A 20,608-nucleotide genomic window follows, 5' to 3' on the forward strand; every position below is an offset into this window, starting at 1 on the left:
AATGCTAGTCAGGGTTAGATGAATCCATCCATCCGTTCTAGGCTAAAAAATGATTTAGCCTAGGGCCGAGAGTGATCACGTTAACGTGTTACTGAACTTATTCACCTTTCTTTGGTTTCAGATTAATGTCAATAAACCTAAACAAGCCGGCAGGAACAACGAGCGTAGTTTTTTTGTACCCTACCTTTATTTTCTCGCCAGTGAGTACGTCCACCACCGAGTCTATCTGTAACTTGTCATTGAAATGAAGCGTAACGGATCTGTCTGACGGATTAATATAGCCGCTATCGATAAGGGTTAATCTCAGTTTTTCCGGGCTCATTTGTGCCGTTACGCTAGCCACTGCCCCTGTTACCCTTATCGGTAATGCGTTTGCGGCCTGCTTAATTGCTTGCTCTATGACGGTGTAATACTGGTCGGCTGCAAAAACGTGTTTGCCATCTTTTGAGTAGTAATTTCGTCCATCGGTATAAAACTCTTGCAAAATATCTGCATACAAAGGATTAAGACTAGCTTTCAATGGGGGGCGATTTACTTCTTTGTCCGCGTGAGGCCCTTCTTGTGGCGGAGTCATTAAGACTAGGCCATCGCTGTATGGCGGTAAAAAGTTCAATCTTCTGTCTTTCACCCCCGCAGCATAACGGGAAAAATCGTAATTGGTAACGGGTGCCCCCGGCCAAGTTCCATTAAGTCGACTAAATACAGATTTGTTTTCTTCCTCTACTTTGGCATCGAACATATTGAGCCATTTAACATTGTTTCCTTCATCTGTGTAATGCCCGTCAGGAGGTAACATACTGAGGTGCACTGGGGAAAAGCTGACAATATCACTTATACTGGGCACATAAATGATGCCCTTTGCAATCATTTCCCAGAGTACTTCCATGTACTGTGAGTCATAAGCAAAGTTATTAATATAGGTAGCTCCACTCGCGAGATGGTAAACAAATTGGCGAAGAGCATGGTTGGGCACCATTTGGTGCGAGCGTTGACGCAAACGGTCAAAACTGGTGTTGTCTCGTGAAAAACGCGTACCCCATGCATTAACAGAGCCCGATGCCCATAAGCCCATGCGCGCTGACAAACTCAGTTCCATCGATTTGTCTGTTGTTTCTTCCATTGCGGGAACAAATACATCAGCAAACTCTCCTGACAGTAAGCGGGACCAGCCAGCACGATATACTTGAGACTGCCAAAAAGTATGTTTGTTTCTGAGGAAAATTATTCCATTTTTTTGCTGGGTATACTCTGCGAGAGGATAGAAAAAGTCGTCCAGCATTTCGACGAAATCGCGATTGTAATGTGCAATTTCAGGGAAGATCATCACTGTTTTTGCGCCGTTGGCTAAATCTAAAGTCTTCTTGTGAGTATCTAAACTTCGAAAGTGAGGATCGTTGCCATGCCCCCCCCAAAAAGACACGCCATCCCGGTCTTCAAATAGCTTTTTGGCTTTTGCTAAGATCTCTTTCTGAGATAAATTGTACTTTTGTCTCTTGTCCTTTTTGAGTCTATAGGCTGTATTTTTTATGATGCTGCGATCATAGTTTTCGGAACCTAAGTTTCCGTAGTTCAAGAATACGGGGCTCCGATAATGTTCGCGAATATGTTCGATGACATCAGGGGAAGCCTTGCGGTTGTCAGACATAAGGTAAACAGGCTTATTCTGATAATATGGTAGGTATGCGCTTACCTGTTCTTTTAGCGTTTGTACGTTTTGATTAACGGTTTGCATTTTGCCACTAGGCTCAAGCGCTTCAAATGCCTCACTCCATTGATTATTGTCTAAATCGATAACATGGATTTCACTACCGCCAGATTGCACGCTGGCCAGAATGATTTTATTGGTATTTTCTATTCGCCACATGTCATTGAATGAGTAGTGGCTGGTAAATATTGTCACGTCATGGATTGTGCTATCCACAGGAAATATCGCAAGCCTGTTGCCATACAAAAGAAAGAAACTTTTTTTACCTTGATAGTCAACAACTTCAGGTTGTGCCACACGATAACCAAACTCTTTAAGCTTTTTACTGATTTTTTCGAGGGTGAAAATGTACTGTTTCTGGTTGCTAGGTTGAAAAATGGTTAAACCATTTTGCTTTATTTTTGTACTGCCCATCAATATGTCGTCATTACCGTCATTATCGATGTCGACTACTTTTAAATCACCTATCGGTGTGTTCGTGGCACTAATGTCTTGGCCGTAGCTTGGTTTTTCGGCGAGATAATCGAATAAATATAGACTGCCAGAGGTTTGCATCGAATTGATGGCGGTTTGAACAACAAGCGATTGAGTTCCATCGCTGCTGTTAATAGGCCTTAGGAAGTTGATTGCGTGTCTTTCAGGCTTCGGCTCTCGGGCGCCCTCTTCGTCAAATGAGCTGGTGTGTTTATATTTTGGTTTGCTGATGGAATAATCTGCCGATTTAACTTCAGAAATCAGATGTCCTTTCACATCGATATAATAAAAGCTGTTGTCGTAGCCCCCAGCAACCACCACAGGAGCCTTTCCATCCGTAATGACAGTTACTGCGTTCATAGGCGCTTCAGTAGGGGCGAAACGCCACATTATATGCCCTTGATGATCGAGCGCATACACTGCACCGTCGGCATTTGCAGCGAAATATTCGCTTGCGCCGTCATTATTAATATCTTGCGCCCAAATATCATGATTCATGAAGCCTGAAAGTGTATTTTTCCATTTGATCTCACCACTTTGCGTTACGACGAGCAGGGTACCTTCATAGGTAGAAGCGAATACTAGTGGCTCTTTTTCATTTACCACAGAGCGTACGTTAGTGATTGTGTAGCCAGTATCAAAGCTCACTATTGCTCGGTCTAACGCTAAGCTCGACATTGAGAACAGGCCCAAGAAGAAAATAAAAAATCGGTTAAAAATCAATCTGTAGGTATTGCTTTTAATCATCATAATGTGCCGTTAAAAATTTAGTAAAACGTTATCCCTTGTTTTGTGTTTTTTCAAGTTTTCCGCTGCAATATTAATCGACTTTGCATTTCTTTACGTTTAATTACATGTAAATTTCTTACTTGTATTTACTCATTTTAATTTAATTAACTAACTGATTTTAAATATTTTAATTGTAATATTTTCTCATTGTGTAGTTCATAACACATATTGTTAAATGAAATTTTCATTGAGGATATCGTAGCCATTTAATTGATTTTAAATGCACGTAATGTTAAAACGCAACATATTATTTACATGGCAGGTAAGCGAGTCCATGTCTATGCCAAGTTACAGCAATAAAATTATGCGCTTGGATTTATTTAGAAGAGAAAAAACGGTATGAAAAAGAGTCTGAGTTCCATTGCCAATACTGCCTTTATAACGGCATATTTCTATTGCTTTTTGTCGTCCTGTCTCATCGTATTTGAAGCAAATGCAGAAACCTTGCTACTTGATAACGAGCTAAATGCAGCTACCTTTGGTGTGAAACCTGGGCGCCATGACAATACTGCCAAAGTTGCAGCGCTTTTAACGTATATAAAAGACCACAATATTACGAAAGTTACTTTCGCCACTGGTGAATATCACTTTTATCCTGGGCTCGCGACTGAAGACTATGCGTTTATTAGTAACAATGATCAGGGACTTAAACGTATTGCAATCTATTTGAAGAATATCAGCAACCTGACTATTGATGGCCAAGGCTCTGCATTTACGATGCACGGTGGTATCAACCCATTCATTCTTCAAGACGCCAATAATATATCAATTAAAAATCTCAGTATTGACTTCAACAGAGCATTTCACAGTGAAGGAATTATACTCGCTGTGGGAAATGGCTTTATGGACATACATATTCCTGACGCCTTCCCATACAGTATTAATAGTGCTGGTATTTTAGAGTTTAAGGGGCTAAGAGAATATCCGTCATACTATCCCATAAATGAGAAGTTGGAGCGTCGAAAAGATGCCCTTCATGCTTATGATTATCGCTTTAAGCGACTACTAGAGTACGATGTAAATACACGAGCAACCGCCTATATGGCGTCTGATATACAAACCGGATCTTGGTTACGGGCACAGCAGCTTGGGGGCAAAAATAACATACGTATTTACCACTCCGAGCTGCAAGGAACGGTGGGTAACATTATGACCTTTTCAGCAAAATACCGAAAATATCCTGCCATTGTTATCTCTGATAGCGATGATATTTTATTGGATAATGTGACGATATTTCATGCAGGTGGAATGGGTGTTTTAGGCCAGCGGTGTCGCAACGTTACTATTCAAAATAGTAAGGTAACCCCGTCGAAAGGACGAATAATCAGTGCAACAGCGGATGCAACGCATTTTAATAATTGCCAAGGGAATATTAAACTCATTAACAACTTGTTTGAAAATCAGCAAGATGATGCAACGAATATCCACGGCATTTATGCCATGTTTCTTGAACTCAAATCTCCTAATACCGCGCTTATCAAAATACAGCACCCGCAACAATGGGGATTCGATTTCATTGATGCCGGAGATACCATGGAGTTGGTGCAAAGCAAGAGTTTGATCACCTATGGAACCAATACCGTCACTAAGGTCAAAAAACTCAATACAGAAATTTATGAAGTGACCTTTGGTGATCCAATTGACCCTAAAATGATGGTGGGCGACTCAATCGCAGAAGTAAGAGACTACGCCAATGTATTAATCAAAGGCAACATCATAAGACGCAACCGAGCTAGGGGGATGTTGTTAAATAGTCGCGGAAAAACCGTGGTTGAGGACAATTATTTTCATGTACCTGGTGCCGCAATATTGTTTGAGGGCGATGCAATAAATTGGTTCGAACAGGGGGGGGTAAGGGATGTCACTATTCGAGGTAACACATTTGATAATAGTCATTTTAGTGTTTGGGGAAAGGCTATAATCGCAGTTGCCGCAGGAATTGATAAAGAATTCCAGGAGGTGTCACGTTACAACAAAAATATCGTGATAGAGGACAATATATTCCATGTTTACGACAAAGGATTACTGTTAGATTTGTTTTCTGTCAGTCATGTCACGTTTAAGAATAATAAGATAAATAAATCAGACTTCTTCCCTGCTAGGACATTAAAAACGCCTGAGTTTTTTAGAACGCGATTCAGTGAAGATGTCGTTATCGAAGATAATCAGTTTTTTGGCTTTGATTAGGGCTGATGACCCTTGGTGTACGAACTTTAAATTGTATGGGAGCACGTTAATCAGATGATGTCGCCCCATATCAACACGTGTTAATCGTCTTCTGATCAGGGCACTTCAAGCCAGTGTGTTTGTACTGATTGCTAACCAATGCAATTAAGCGTTACTTGAACACTTTGAACCGTTAAATTTCCACGATAGTTATATTCCGCTGTAAACAAAATTTAGTTGCTAAATTATTGAGCCGTTCTATTTTCCCAACGTTCCATTACCCTCTAGAGATACATCCAGGGCTCTATTTGTGCGCTGGACGTCTCTGCTATAAAAACGAATATTAACCCCTGCGTGCAGATGCCTTGGGCTTAATGTAGTGCAACAGAACAAAGCCAACACGCAAGGGGACTACATACTTGCAATGACGTTATACAGCTTAACCGCGTAGCATTAAAGACTCGTTCTATTACGTTGCATATCAAGTCTATTTTTGTTGGCTGGCTTAGTTGAAAGCTGTCTATATTATGAGCAATTACACAGTGCTACCTGAGCGATTAAATTTGCATGTACGACTAAATGTATCTGCGGTACTCAGGGAATAATTCAATTTCTAGGCGGCAATAAGCTAAGTGCAATCATGTTGTAGAGCCATCATATTCGATTAGTAATGTTGTTGTTAGAGAACGCGTATTTTGTACCTAAAGTGAAAATTTGCTGACATAAAAAAGCGAAGTGAAAGAAGGTTATCCTCTTTCACTTCGCTCAATACCGAACCACACAAAAAGCAGAGTGGTACATTTTAGTAGCACGGTATTACAGGACCTGTTTTATTCAGTTTCAATTGTTATTGTAAAATCATTAAATAAATATTAATGGGGCCGATACGGGCGCCCAGGAAAATTACAGATTGCCTGGGCACGTCTTAATCATTGATGATTTAGAATGTACCGCGAATACCAAACCTGAATTGGCGGCCGGTTTTATATTCAGATAAGAGTCGGCTAGTGGTCACGGTGTCAATCATGGCATTTCCTTCATCTAAGCGTTCACCATTGATTTCAAAAGCAGTACTGGTTAAGAAACTACGATTCGTAACATCAGTAAGGTTTAGGGCTTGAAAGGTAAACTGGATGTTTTCATTGAAAGAGTAACTAGAACTAAAATCTAATCGAGTAGTCGCCTCTAACCAAGAGGCTCCAAAGCCTGACGCGGTATTCCGATTGATTAGTTGTACCGAGGTATAACGCGCAGCGAGGCGCATCATGATGTCATCCTTTTCCCAAAAGATCGTGGCGTTCGCAGAATGTCTCGGGGTGTAGGGTTGAGGAAGCGGACTAACCACAATACCTGTAGTGGAAGATATCTCTTCATCTGATTTTGAGTCTGCAAACGTGTAATTGAGACTCGCACCTAAACCGGACAACATACCAGGTAAGAAGTCATAACTTTGCGTATAGTTAAACTCAAGGCCTTGCGTTACAGCCCCCTTACCATTTCTTTTTACATCTAATATCAGTGTGTGACAATTGAATGTTAGAGCACTAGGTAAGCCAACATGCACCACTCTATCAGGCATACACTGCATACCCCCTTCAGGTGTGTTGCCCACGGTCTGGGTCCACATAGGTAAGCCTGTAAATTCATCTTTGGCCTGCTCACCAGTCGATGGATCAATAACAGGTTCTGGAACAATAAGCACGTCGTCCAGACTTTCCACCCCATCGAGGTCATAATTAGTTCTTAAGTCAGCCCATAGATAAGTCTCAGCAATGCTTTCGGTAAAGTTGGTCATATCTTTACGGAACAGAGCGACAGACAATAAGCCCGTAGGATTAAAGTACCATTCCAAAGAAACATCTAAGTTCTTCGACTCGAGAGGCTTCAACCCAACATTATTAATATTCCCTGAACCAAAAGCATTGAATTGACTTTCTACTATACGTCCGCTGGGGCGAGTGTCGTCAAAATTAGGACGAGCCATCGTTTTAGATATAGCGAATCTACCAATAAGGTCATCGTCAAACTTGAAATTTAAATTTAAGCTGGGCAACCATAAACTATTACTTGCTGAATCATGATTTAGGACACTTCGTTGGGCGGCGACAGAGCCTAGTTCTTCTCCATTAACGATATTGTTAATTCCTGTTGAGCGATCAGCCCAAGCCTTTATCGCACTGCTCCCAAAAGGGAAGCGACCGTTTCTACCGTTCGGGTTAGAACCGTTGGCCAAGATGGCCACAACCTGACCTTGCTCATCGTATTGCACTTGTAAAATTTGATTTTCTGGTGTTTGCAGTTCTGGCGGCACTTGGCCATCAACTAAGTCGGATCTGTGATAGTTATAAATCAATAAGGGGTCATGGCACGTGCCGGAAGCGGGCAAGTTGGTGGGGGTTTGATTTTGATCACCATTGGGGTAGGCGGGGGCATTATCAGAATTATTAAAGCCACATTCAGGCAAATCAGTATTGGCTAATTGTCGGTTATAGACTAAATCGTAAACATCATAAAAGTTGCTATTTCCTAGGTATCTAAATTCGCTGTAAGCTTCGGCATCTGTTTTTGTTTTAACGTAACGCATGCCTAGGTTACCTGTGATAAAGCCGTCGAAATATTCAAAATTTACCTTGGTGTAAAATGCATTGACTTCTTGTTCAATTTTTCTTGAACCAGATGGGTCTTGACGAGAGCGAATATCTTTCCCTTCGCTGCCATTGCTGGGGTTGACTATTTCTAGTGCTTTGAACGGATCGATATCACCCCAACCTGAGAGAAATGGTGCTCTGTCACTAATGATACTTTCCATAAAATCATCAACTGGGAAACTTTTCGTGGTCAACACATCTGCTAATGTAACGCTTGATAATCCATTAACGCTAAATGAATCGCCATTCTCATCGAGAATAACTTGACCATCAGTAATGATGTTACGCAGTGAAGAAACATCTTTTACTCGATTGGTGTATTTTCCACCAAACTCTACGCGAGTAACGCCCAAGTAGTCTACTTCCCAGTCAAAATCTAAGAATGCAGATTTGTTGGTATCCGAATTTGACTCTATGTCTTGGTTAATATTTTGAACCGTAAATAGATCTGTGTCTAATGGATTGGAGAGACTCGGTGCTAATATATCATTGGGATCTATTGCTCCTGGCGGGCCGATTGCGAACCCTGTTCCCACAACCAAATGGCAAGAGCCAGAAGAGCAGTCAAGGCCTGAAGGTTCCAAGCTTGGTACGTTTGGAGAATTGGATACTAGTGGTACACTGTTAGTGTTGGCTGCTGGTGTCAGTAGTATCGTCGCATTGGGTTTAGCATCGCTGGTTGTTCTCGAGTAACCCAAGGTAAAGTCAGCGCTAAAGTTGTCGGTAATGATTTGTTTAATATTCAATGAAGCGATGTTGTTTTCGACTTCTTGACCATCGATTTGTCTAAAAAGACGAGCTCTGGAACGACGCATTAAGCGCTTTTCCAATGTGTTTGTTTGTTGATTTACAATCCACCAATCTTCCTGGGGATCAGTATCTAAATTTGGATCGGTTAGACCTAACTGCAGGTTATATCGCTGATTATCGATGTCTATATCTTGTTTTGAATAATTTAAGTCCAGCTGTAATTCCGTGCCGTCGAACGGAATATATTGAATCCCCGCGGTGGCAGTCAACCTATCTCTTTGGTTCGTAGACAGACTATATTCTCCGCTGCCCGGTGTAATAAATTGGACGTCTTCGGTTATTATTTCACCGGTGACTGAGTCTCTCGCACGCCCTGCTGGAGCAGTATAAACTTGAGAATCCCAATCAAGCGAAAGCTCATCGACTCGTGTACTCTGAGTTTCATCAGAGATAGTGAAAATAACACCTAAAGTATCATCAACATACTTGTCAGCGAAGCTCGCAGACAGCTTTCTATTGAAGTCGCCAGAATAGTCGTTGTAGCGTCCTTGTACTTCAATTGTTTTTCTCGGTTTCTTTAAATTCAGAGGCCGAACTGTTCGCAAGACGATATTTGCCCCAAGAGAACCTTCGTCTTGGTCTGCTGCAGATGTTTTTTGTACATCAATTGACGACAAAATATCTGATGAAAAAGAGCTTAAATCAACACTTTGATCGGAAGTGGCGTTAGCACCATCACCGCTTAAACCACTTGTCACAGCCACACCGTTTATTGAAATTTGGTTCAATGCGGAGCCTGCGCCACGGACAGAAATTTTGGTGCCTTCCCCATCTGTTTCTTGAACTGTCACCCCGGTAACTCTAGAGAGAGCATCTGCAATGTTTTGATCAGTAGACTTGCCAACGTCCTCAGCGTGTATCGAATCAACAACTCCGTTTGAGAAACGTTTGGAATTTATTGATTTCGTTAAGCTGGAGCGAAACCCGCCCACCTCTATTACTTCAATATCTTCGTCAGTTGAATCGCCGTTACTTTTCTGTGCGGGCTGACTGTTTTGCTGTTGATCATCTTGGGCAATGGCTGCTCTTGGGTATGCGACCGCTAAGGATAGCGAGGCAATAACGGCAGCTGAGATGACATTTAATTTCAAATTGTGTGTCATTGGGCTTCTCCGGCTCTTATGCATAACTATGTGGTTAGCACACATAGAGAGTAACTTTTCATGCATGTTAACTAAAATTTGTTTAATTGGGACCGCGTTGTCCTAAATAATGCTAGTTTATTTCTTTAGATAAAGCCAATACTTTTTGTTTACAATCATTTTACATAAGAGGGATTAAAGGTTTTAAATTTATTTTTTGGTATAAATTATTGATTTTTAACGGTAATTATAATTTTATTTTATTTTCAAGGTGAACTAACAGACAAAATAATCAATATTATTTATAAATTATATCTGTGGCATCGTTTGCCTAATTGTTTTGGTGGGTGTAATCTTAGCAGCAATATTTTCGGGTTGATAACAAAAAGTAAGGCTCGTACTTACAGCTATTCTTTCTTAGGTGATATGAAATGATTCCTGCTTTAAAACTAATAAGTAGTAAAACGAAGACAAGCTTGATTGTCGGCTTGTGTATAATTTTTTACTCGGTAAATGGACTTGCTCACAGTGGTATAGGAACCAAAAAATTATTTAATGAGGATTGGCACTTTTATAAAGGCGACAAAGTGGGTGCTGAGCAGGTAACAAATAATGATCAGTCGTGGGAGCCTGTCACACTGCCTCACGATTGGGCGATAAGTGGTCCATTTGACAAAAAATACAATGCGCGAAATGGTGGGTTACCCATTTTTGGGACTGCCTGGTATCGAAAGCATTTTGTACTGAACAATGATGCAAAGAATAAGCGTGTTTCAGTCACTTTTGATGGTGCAATGGATAACTCTACTGTGTATGTAAATGGGCATGAAGTGGGTAAAAGACCGTTTGGATACGTCGCGTTTAACTATGACATTACTGAGCTTCTTAAGCCGCCAGGTGACGAAAATACTATCGCGGTTAAATTGTCCCCAGAAAATTTTTCCGCAAGATGGTATTCGGGGGCAGGCCTGTATCGAAATACGTGGATAGAAATCAATGATCCTCTGCATATCAAGCCGTGGGGCACTTTTGTCACCACACCTGTTGTCACTCAAGAGTTGGCTAAAGTTGAACTAAAAACAACCTTAGTTAACGTTAGCGACAATGCTAATACTGCCAAAGTGATCCATTACATTAAGGATGCCAAGGGAAATCTAGTTGCTCAATCCTCTGGCGAATATCGTATGGATGCACAATCAACTATTACGCCGAGTAGCCAGTTTGACATCGTTAATCCTATTTTATGGGACATCGACAATCCTCATCTTTATTCCATTAAAAGTGAGGTTTGGAAAAATAACCGGCTTGTCGACGAATACTCTACGCCGCTGGGAGTTCGTTCAATTGAATTTAAAGTGGATGATGGTTTTTGGTTAAATGGCAGGCGTGTACAAATCAAAGGGGTATGTTTACACCATGATAATGGTCCTTTAGGCGCGGTCGCTAATCGCAGAGCAATTCAACGAAAATTGGAGATTATGCAAGAGATGGGCGCCAATGCGGTGCGTACATCACATAATCCACCATCACCTGAATTGGTCGAGCTAGCCAACGAAATGGGGATTTTGCTGCAAGTTGAAGCATTTGACATGTGGAAGATTGAAAAGCCCACGATTATCAACGGCTACAATAAGTACTTCGATCAGTGGCATGAGCAAGATTTACGCGACATGGTGATCCAAAACCGCAATAACCCATCGATCATAATGTGGAGTACCGGTAATGAAATCATGGAGCAAAAAGAGAAAGATGGTTGGAAAGTAACGAAACAGCTTACCGATATCGTAAAAAATGAAGATAAAACGCGCCCAGTAACTGCTGGGCTAAGCATGTACCCCGATGCACTGGATAATGGCCTAGCCGATGAGCTTGATATTGTGGGTTTGAACTACAAAGCCTACAAGTATGGTGAAGTCACCAAAAGAAATAGTGATTGGTTGATTTTAGGGACTGAAACATCTTCAGTTGTTAGTACCCGAGGTATTTACCACTTTCCGTTAGAAAAATACCGCAAACATGAATCAAATTATGTGACTAGCTACGATCTAGTAACGCCACCTTGGGCTTACATACCCGATCTTGAATTCGAGAATTTAAAAAATAATCCAAATGTGATGGGGGAGTTTGTTTGGACTGGATTTGATTATTTGGGCGAACCGACACCTTATGGGGGGCGGGATCATGGAAACAAAGCCTATTGGAATCAAGATTGGCCTGCGAGAAGTTCGTCGTTTGGTGCCGTAGATTTAGTTGGTTTTCCCAAGGATAGATTCTATTTGTATCAAAGTGAGTGGACTGCAACGCCTATGGTGCATGTACTACCTCATTGGAATTGGGAAAATAAGGTTGGTGACGTTGTTCCTATTTTTGTTTATACCAATGCCCAAGAGGTCGAATTGTTTATTAATGGTGAATCTAAAGGCCGTAAGGTGAAAGGTATCGACACCGTTACTTTACCGGTAGATCTTCGAGAAGATAAAGAGACTAAATCGTTCGAATCTAAATACCGCTTGCGCTGGGATGAAGCATATCAACCCGGTGAGCTAAAAGTCGTGGCTTATAATGCCGGAAAAGTGGTGGCGACTAAAATCATTAAAACAGCATTCGCACCTTACAGTATCGAATTGACGCCTGATCGTACTGATATTAAAGCAGACGGTGTCGACTTGTCTTATGTCACTGTCATCGTAAAAGATAAAAATGGTAATCCAGTACCAAATGCAGATAACAAAATACAATTTTTTGTTGATGGGCCGGCAACCATTGCGGGTGTTGGAAATGGTGACTCTTCCACTGTGGAACCATTCAAGGCTAGCTATAGACGGCTTTTCAGCGGTAAAGCGATGCTAATTATTCAAAGTAAAACCGGTGAACCAGGAAACATCAAAATTAGAGCTTATTCAGATCAGTTGCGTGATGGAACTACCGAAGTGATTAGTCAGTAATGCTGCGGTGAGCATCGCGATGTTCTGAGACGTGCCAAGTAAAGGAAATTTTTTACTTGGCGTTGGCTCCCAACGAAAGACACAGTTCTTTAGCTGTTCAATCGATTAAATCTAAGAAACACGGAAAAACTCATCATGAATCTCTCGACTATTGATATCAGCATTTTTGTTATCTATGCCGTGGCGTTGCTGGCGCTGGCGCTTTACATTTCTCGCAATGAAAATAAGCACGAACGTAATACAGAAGATTATTTTCTTGCAGGTAAATCATTGCCTTGGTGGGCAATTGGTGCATCATTAATTGCCTCAAACATATCGGCAGAACAAATCATTGGTATGTCAGGTTCGGGATATGTCTTGGGTTTAGCTATTGCGTCCTACGAATGGATGGCGGCGATTACTCTTATTATTGTCGGTAAATATTTTCTGCCCATTTTTTTGAAAAACAATATTTACACCATGCCCCAGTACCTAGAGCAACGATTTGATAAGCGCGTTAAAACGATTATGGCGGTCTTCTGGTTAGCAGTTTATGTGTTTGTAAATTTGACCGCAGTGTTGTGGTTAGGCGGATTAGCCATCAATACTATTTCAGGTGTTGATCTAGCAACGGGCATGATTTTTCTGGGGTTATTTTCACTTGCCTACTCGTCATATGGTGGCCTTAAAGCCGTCGCCTACACGGATATTATTCAGGTTGTTTTGTTGATCTTTGGTGGCCTAATGTTGACTTACATAAGCCTAGATTTAGTTTCACAAGGCAATGGCATGTTCGCTGGGTTCGCAGTGCTCACTGAGGATTTGCCTGGTAGGTTTGACATGATTTTCAGCTCTGATAACCCCCATTATGCTGACTTACCCGGTATTTCTGTGCTTGTTGGGGGAATGTGGGTCATGAATATAAGTTACTGGGGATTCAATCAGTATATTATTCAGCGAGCCCTTGCCGCTAAGGATTTAAAAGAAGCCCAAAAAGGTATTGCATTTGCTGCTTATCTTAAGATTTTAGTGCCGTTTTTCGTCGTGTTGCCAGGCATTGCCGCCGTTGTTCTTTTCCCTGACTTAAACCGTGCGGATGAAGCTTATCCTAGCTTGATGACATTGATGCCTGTAGGGCTAAAAGGGCTAATATTCGCCGCACTCATAGCCGCTATCGTTTCGTCTTTGGCTTCTATGTGTAATAGCGTATCGACGATTTTTACGATGGATATTTATTCACATATCAAAAAGAATAGGAGCCAAACTCATTATGTAAAGGTGGGCCGGATCGTAAGTGTATTAGCGCTTATTATCGCTATGATCAGTGCCAAACCTTTACTCGGAAATTTTGACCAAGCATTCCAATATATTCAAGAATTCACCGGCTTTTTCACACCAGGAATAGTGGTTATTTTTCTACTGGGTATGTTTTGGAAGCAAATGAATTCTGTCGGGGCTATTTCGGCTGCCCTTAGCTCTGCCGCACTCTCGTTTTTATTTCGTGCGGCCTTCCCCGAATTGCCATTCATGGACAGAGTGGGGGTCGTATTTTTATGCTGCATGGCAATCGCAGTGGTGTGTTCGCTGGTGACAAAAACACAAAACAGTGAACATGAATCTCAGACCGTCTCGCTAGGCGATGTTAATTTTGAAACGACGGTTTCATATAATATTTTAGCGGCGGGAATCATCGCAATTTTAACGGCATTCTATAGTGCTTGGGGGTAAACAATGAAGGAAATTAGATCGTTCATTAATAAACGCGTCATCTCTAAACTGAGTCTAGTTATCATGATTTCAGGTAGTTTATTAAGTGGCTGTAGTAGTAGTGAACAGGTGGCAATTGATAACAGCCAGAGTGAGGTCAAAAGCCCTCCAAATATTCTGTGGATCTATATGGAAGACCAGAATCCCTGGAATAACGCTTGGGGAGATGACACTGTCGATACCCCGAATATTCAAAAGTTAGCAGATTCAGGTGTGATGTTCACCCAAGTCTATCAGCCAGCGCCAGTGTGCTCAGCAAGTCGCTCTGCCTTAGTCACAGGCCAGTACCAGACAACTTTAAACTTGCAAGATCATCGCTCGTTTCGCTCTGGGTATAATAAGCAGTTTTTACCTGAAGGTTATAAAACGGTACCTGAACTGTTTGTTGAAGCCGGTTATCAGACCTTTAATATTGGCAAGGATGATTATAACTTTAGTTATGACCGTTCGCGCTTATACAATGCTCATGATGGTATTGCTGGCTTTCAAGGTGCACAAGATGGCAGTGATTTTAATTGGGCGAGTAAGTTAAAAAACAAACCTTTCTTTGGCCAGTTGCAATTGAAAGGTGGTAAACATACGCATTTTGAGGGAAAAAATATCCCAGAAGTTGATCCAAATGAAATGACCTTGCCGCCTTATTATGTGGACGCGCCAGCAACGCGAAAAGAGTGGGCTAAACATTATAAAACCCAGGTTGTGTCGGATATCGAATTAGCTGAGATTATTGACACGCTCAAAGCCAACAACTTGTTAGAAAACACCGCCATTTTCTGGTTCTCTGACCATGGAATGGGCATGTTGAGACATAAGCAAGATTTGTATGACGGGGGCTTGAATGTACCGCTTATCGTCAATTGGCCTGCAGGTGAGCAACGTCTAAACCAACATGGCAAGGTCAGAGCAGATCTCGTCAGTGGATTAGACATTCCTGCAACCAGTCTTGCATTGGCAGGTATTGACGTGCCAGATAGTTACGATGGTCAAGATTTGTTTGCAGCTAAACTTACGCCACGTAAATATGTTATTTCAGCCAAAGATCGTATGGATTTTAGTTTCGATAGAGGCCGCACAGTGCGCTCAGAAAACTTTCGTTATATACGTAATTTCCACCCTGAAATTCCTCGTTCGCAGCCTCAATTTAGAGATAAGAAACCTTTCAGCATAGAGTTCAAACAAGCATTTGAAGCGGGCACATTGACGCCGGTGCAAGCTGAGTATTTTTCAGCCACAAAACCGGCTGAAGAATTGTACGATATTGCGAACGATCCGCATCAAATTAGCAACTTAGTCGGTAATCCTGACTACTCTAAAGTGCTCAAGGAGCATCGCCAAGTATTGTTAGATTGGATAGCAAAAACAGACGACAAAGGGGCGTACCCTGAGTCAGACCGAGCGATTAAAGAGACTATCGATCTTTGGGGGAAAAAGTGTGTCAGCTGGCAGTGTGAAAGTTTCAGAAAACGCCACCCTGATGCAGAGGGTGTGAAAGGAGATGATTATTACGACAAAATGCCTTGGCCTGACTATATGCCAAAGCCTAACAAACCCTATTACGACAAAATCGAACAGCTTTATCGTAAAAGTTTTCAATAGTATGCGCTGAATTTCACCTTACAGGATCTGTAAGGTGAAAATGTATCAATGTACGATCCTGCAATGAATCAACGTATCGTAAATTCTTTCTTATGCTCACTCCGTTTCCCCTCGCCAAGGCGTAACTTCGCTACCTCGCAAGATTATTTTATATTATTAAAGGTAGGGTGCATTCACTAATGCCAATCGGTGCTCACTCATCTATTAGGCAACCATGGGTACATGTCATCATTGAGTTGTTATTTTTCTCTGGGTATTAATCGCAGAATGATACGCTGGTCTTGAGTATTGCGCTGTCTATGCAGCAAGCGTTCGAGTTCAATGCGTTAGGGCACTTTCTAAGCCTGGCAAACAATGACATGTTAGAAGCTATTTTTCGGGCAACATATAACAAACCATAGCTATTTATTTGATGTATCTAATTAGGGGTTGGTCAGCGAATCTAATGTCTCGGCAAACGCTATGCCTAGGCGAGTTTGTCCTAGAGTGTTGTAGTGAACGTTATCTGAGTGTTTGGGATAGTCATGCCACGATCTATCCGTCGATGTGCTGATAAGAGCAGTGCTGGGAAGCATATTAGTCACGTCGGCCATCGCCGCCCTGACCATATCTGGCCCGCTGGGGTAGCGTCCATAAGTTGAATTAATTTGTCCAATAACGAAAGGCATCGTAATCACTTCCAGTTCACTTCGGTATCCGTCAATGAGTCTGAGTAAGTTAGCTTTGTAGCTATGTGCAGCCACTTCTGTTGCCGCATCGTTTTCACCTTGCATCCAAAGCATTCCTGTTATGTTGTAAAGCCTTGCGTCTTGCTCTAAACGCGCCAAATTACTTCGCACATTGGTAAGATGAAGGGGGTAAAGCTGCAAGTTTTGCTTAACGCTTCCACGCTCTACGCGCTTAGCCTTTTCGGCTGTCCATTGAGGATTCCATGCACCGTAGAGCGACGTTCCACCTTGTACCGTCTTGATCAACAGATACTCTCGATCCGGATATTTTTCGGCAAGGGTTAATCCTACGAATAACTCGGGGCCAAATTTTCTGCCAATGCCATATTTATCCTGATGAAACTTAGATACTTCATATGACAAAGGCCGCGGCTTTCTGCCACCTAAACTGACGTTAACGCGTGAGGATACCTTTTGTATACGCTCGATGACGGATGACGCAAGCTCTTCATAGTTTCCTGCGCCACCCATATTAGATTGACCAGCGAGTAGCACGACATGAATGGGATGTCCTGCGGCTTGAGGTGCCCCCGCAGTTTCAAGTGAAAACGTCACAACTAGCAACACACCTAATATTTTCGTCAATCTGTGAGACATCTTTTTTCCTATTAGTGGTTCCGAGTTGCTTTGAATAATAAAGCCTATTTCTTTTCATAGATGGGAAGGTCTCGGGACTATTGTCTGAATATTTCGTTACACAGCATACTCTGATATATGCTGTGTAACGATGCTGGCGAGGGGGTTATTTACCTAGTTTCGTTAAGAATTTATCCCACCAGATTAGATAATCGTCGGGACTAATATCAGGCGCTAGTCCTCTCTCTAGCATGGTTTTTTTATAATGCTTGGCGAAAAAATCATCCCAATATTGGATCTCTTTAGGGTTTTCATCGACCATGCCCATGTCACCGGTTTGTGTTTGCCACAAACTAAGTTGATTTCTAAGTCGGATGAGTTGCGTTTTATATGCCGGATCAGTCGCTAAATTATTGACCTCATCTGGATCGTTAACCGTATCGTAAAGCTCTTCCGGTGGGCGAGAATCCGCCATAAATAAGGCTTGTTGCGGGGTCAGTTTGCCTTGGGCATGGAGCTTATTCATCAGAGCCATTACTGGATACTGTAGATTTTTATAAGCATTAAAGTCTGTGTAAGGCTTTTCAGGATAGAAATTCTTTATATATTTGAATTGATTATCGCGCACAGCTCTTACCCGATCATCTGTCTCATCGCACCTATCTTTATGAGCATATACATAGTCTCTGGTTTCTTTGTGTGGCCCAAACATCACTTTTCCTTCGATATATTGGGGCACCTTTATTCCCGCCAGGTCCATACTGGTAGGCATTATATCGATGAGGCTCACTAACGTATCGTTACTCTGATTTGCTGGTATTCCTTTACCCCACACGATAAGTGGTACGCGTAAACCACCATCATATAACCATTGTTTATCGCGCAGCATAGCTCTTCCATGATCGCCAAAAATGAATACTATGCTGTTATCAAGAACACCGGCTTCTTCTAGTTCATCAAATAACAGACCTACTTTTTTATCGACCGTTTGCACAGTTTCCAAATAAAGTGCCCAATCACGCCGTGTTATCTCGTGATCAGGGTAGTAGCTTGGTAATTTAACGTCTTTTGGATTGATGGGATCATCTGGGTCGGCTATAAATGTACGATGAGTCTCACTATAATTAATTTGGGCAAAAAAAGGTTTATCAGCATATTTCTCTTGGTAGGTTTTCCAGGCTGGTTTATCTAAAATTTTAGTGTCAATGGGAGCGTGAGTATAAGCTCCTCCCGAATATTTTATCTCACCGTCTTGGGCATCAAATGCATTCACTGTAGGTGTGAAATTAAAATCTGTTTTTTGCTTTGGTCCCATTAACAAGCTCACATAACCTGCGTCACGCATATATTCGGATACCATTCTCACATCTTTTGGCAAAGTGTAGTCATCGCTTAAGTGACTTCTATGGTGCTGTGCGCCAATACTAGTGGCATGCATACCCGTAAAAATCGCTGAGCGTGCGGTAGAGCAAACAGCGGCGGTGGCGAAGGCGTTGCTATAGCGAACGCCCTCACTGGCTATTGTATCTAGGTTGGGGGTTTTTACTTCAGGGGTACCGTTGTAGGCTAAATCTAATGAAATATCTTCTAGTACCACCCAGATGATATTCGGTTGCTTAGCCGACGGATGAGTCGACTTCATCTTAGAGGCTCCTTCGGTTGCCGAAGCAGTATTTGAGATCAGTAAAGATAATAGAATAAGAACGTATTTAGTTGATTTCACGTGTTGCTGCTCCTGATTCTAAGCGGGTCTGGCGTGCTTCTATGCTTTGCATTATTAGCTCCATTTCGTTCACCTTTTGCGGCAGTTTCTTGGCAAGGTTCGTCTCTTCATGAATATCAGATACTAAGTTAAATAATTGAGGCGTGTTCATTGTACCGGGATCAATATTCTTCTTTTTTACGACGAAGCTGGCATTTTTATCTGTCGCTCGTATGTATTTATAACTTCCGCTGCGCAGTGAAAGGATATGAGGGGTTTCTTCTATTAGCGTCTTTCTCGCGGGTAAGTTCGGATTAAAAAGTGCGGGCAAATAGTTTTCGCTATCAATGGCTTCTTTTTCATCAAGCGGTAAACCGAGTAGGTCGGCGACAGAAGCATAAATATCGATTTGGCTTATTAGTGAATCACTTACTCCCGCGTTGACCTTAGAGGGATAATGTACGATGAACGGAACGCGAGTTCCGGCTTCATATGCACTGTATTTACCACCTTTAAAAGGACCATTGGCTTTATGTTCACCGATTAATGTTAAAGCGTCATCGTCGTAGCCATCTGTCAGTACTGCACCGTTATCAGAGGTGAATATAATAAGGGTATTGTTTAATAGGTTATTGGCCTTTAAATGTTCAACAACTTGGCCAGTAATCCAATCCATTTGCACAATGGCATCACCCCGCACGCCCATAGTCGTCGCGCCTTTAAATCTGTCATTCGGTAAGCGAGGAACATGAATGTCATGAAATGAAAAGAATAAGAAAAAGGGGGTGTTTTTGTTATCCGAAATAAAAGTATTGGCTTTTTCAGTGGTCACTGTAGAAAAGTCTTCATCTACCCATTCAGCTGACTTTCCGCCGGCCATCCAACCTATTCGACTCACACCATTAATAATACTTTGACTATGCTGACTATCTGCTTGCTGACGTAATAAGTCAGGGCGCTCATAGCCGGTCGGCCTGTTACCGATTTTTTTGTTGTAATCAACATAAAGAGGATCATTCTTATCTAGGTTCACGACGTTATGATTTTCCAGATATATCGAAGGTACGCGGTCACCTGTTGCAGGGATTAAAAAGCTGTAGTCAAAGCCAATTTCTAACGGACCGGGTTTAACGTCGTCGTTCCAATTCACAGGGGCCGTATCGGCGCCTAAACCAAGATGCCACTTACCCACTACGCCCGTTGTATAGCCTGCTTTTTTTAATAACTTGGGCAAAGTCGGCTGTTCGGGCGAAATGACCATAGCGGCGTCGCCTTTTAATATTCGTATGTTTTTTCTAAAGGCATGCTCACCTGTTAACAACGAGTATCTAGAAGGTGTGCAAGTCGCTGCTGAACTATGGGCATCTGTAAACTTGATCCCATTCGCGGCTAACTTGTCGACATGTGCAGTGGTAACACTTTCTGCCCCATAGGCGCTTAAGTCTCCATAGCCTAGATCATCAACATAAAATATGATGATGTTTGGTTTGGTTACTCGCTCACTGGGCTTCGGGGTATCTGCAAGTGCGTTTGAGCAAACGCTTAGCACTGCAATGCAAGATAGGATAAAAAATAATTTTTTCATTTCGATAATTCAATCCAGTTAATTCACCAGTTTTGTTGGTGACCAAGGCGAAATAT

The 20,608-nt window shown here is 41.9% G+C and carries 9 protein-coding genes; 4 read left to right on the forward strand and 5 right to left on the reverse strand.

Annotated elements, in window-relative coordinates; translation table 11 throughout:
* Nucleotides 1-97: 97 nt before the first annotated feature.
* Nucleotides 98-2,929: a hypothetical protein gene (locus AC0L6N_RS02060; RefSeq protein ID WP_473478441.1), complete on the reverse strand. Its 2,832-nt coding sequence runs from the start codon at nucleotides 2,927-2,929 to the stop codon at nucleotides 98-100.
* Nucleotides 2,930-3,307: 378 nt separating this feature from the next.
* Between AC0L6N_RS02060 and AC0L6N_RS02065 the strand changes: the two genes are divergently transcribed.
* Entirely contained in the window at nucleotides 3,308-5,155 is a 1,848-nt protein-coding gene (locus tag AC0L6N_RS02065; protein ID WP_473478443.1) for an alpha-1,3-galactosidase-related protein, read from the forward strand.
* A 919-nt stretch (nucleotides 5,156-6,074) separates the two neighbouring features.
* Here AC0L6N_RS02065 and AC0L6N_RS02070 read toward each other — a convergent pair.
* Nucleotides 6,075-9,695, reverse strand: coding sequence for a TonB-dependent receptor (locus tag AC0L6N_RS02070; RefSeq protein ID WP_473478445.1), 3,621 nt, complete (start codon nucleotides 9,693-9,695; stop codon nucleotides 6,075-6,077).
* 410 nt (nucleotides 9,696-10,105) lie between these two features.
* Here AC0L6N_RS02070 and AC0L6N_RS02075 point away from each other — a divergent pair, with 410 nt between their 5' ends.
* The 3 genes from AC0L6N_RS02075 to AC0L6N_RS02085 all read left to right on the forward strand — a co-directional run bounded on the left by AC0L6N_RS02075 (nucleotide 10,106) and on the right by AC0L6N_RS02085 (nucleotide 15,961).
* The gene (locus AC0L6N_RS02075) at nucleotides 10,106-12,619 is read left to right on the forward strand and encodes a glycoside hydrolase family 2 TIM barrel-domain containing protein (RefSeq protein WP_473478446.1); all 2,514 of its coding nucleotides are present in this window, start codon (nucleotides 10,106-10,108) and stop codon (nucleotides 12,617-12,619) included.
* A gap of 135 nt (nucleotides 12,620-12,754) precedes the next feature.
* Entirely contained in the window at nucleotides 12,755-14,326 is a 1,572-nt protein-coding gene (locus tag AC0L6N_RS02080) for a sodium/sugar symporter (RefSeq protein ID WP_473478448.1), read from the forward strand.
* 3 nt (nucleotides 14,327-14,329) lie between these two features.
* The gene (locus tag AC0L6N_RS02085; RefSeq protein ID WP_473478450.1) at nucleotides 14,330-15,961 is read left to right on the forward strand and encodes a sulfatase family protein; all 1,632 of its coding nucleotides are present in this window, start codon (nucleotides 14,330-14,332) and stop codon (nucleotides 15,959-15,961) included.
* A 422-nt stretch (nucleotides 15,962-16,383) separates the two neighbouring features.
* On the opposite strand, the gene AC0L6N_RS02090 is transcribed toward AC0L6N_RS02085, so the two are convergent.
* From AC0L6N_RS02090 to AC0L6N_RS02100, 3 genes are all read right to left on the reverse strand, one after another.
* Nucleotides 16,384-17,286, reverse strand: a complete 903-nt coding sequence (locus tag AC0L6N_RS02090; protein WP_473478452.1) for a sialate O-acetylesterase — start codon at nucleotides 17,284-17,286, stop codon at nucleotides 16,384-16,386.
* Between the two features lie 145 nt (nucleotides 17,287-17,431).
* Nucleotides 17,432-18,907, reverse strand: a complete 1,476-nt coding sequence (locus AC0L6N_RS02095) for a sulfatase family protein (protein ID WP_473478454.1) — start codon at nucleotides 18,905-18,907, stop codon at nucleotides 17,432-17,434.
* Nucleotides 18,908-18,974: 67 nt separating this feature from the next.
* The gene (locus AC0L6N_RS02100) at nucleotides 18,975-20,552 is read right to left on the reverse strand and encodes a sulfatase family protein (protein WP_473478456.1); all 1,578 of its coding nucleotides are present in this window, start codon (nucleotides 20,550-20,552) and stop codon (nucleotides 18,975-18,977) included.
* Nucleotides 20,553-20,608 lie beyond the last annotated feature (56 nt).

The sequence above is a fragment of the Paraglaciecola sp. G1-13 genome (assembly GCF_055809255.1).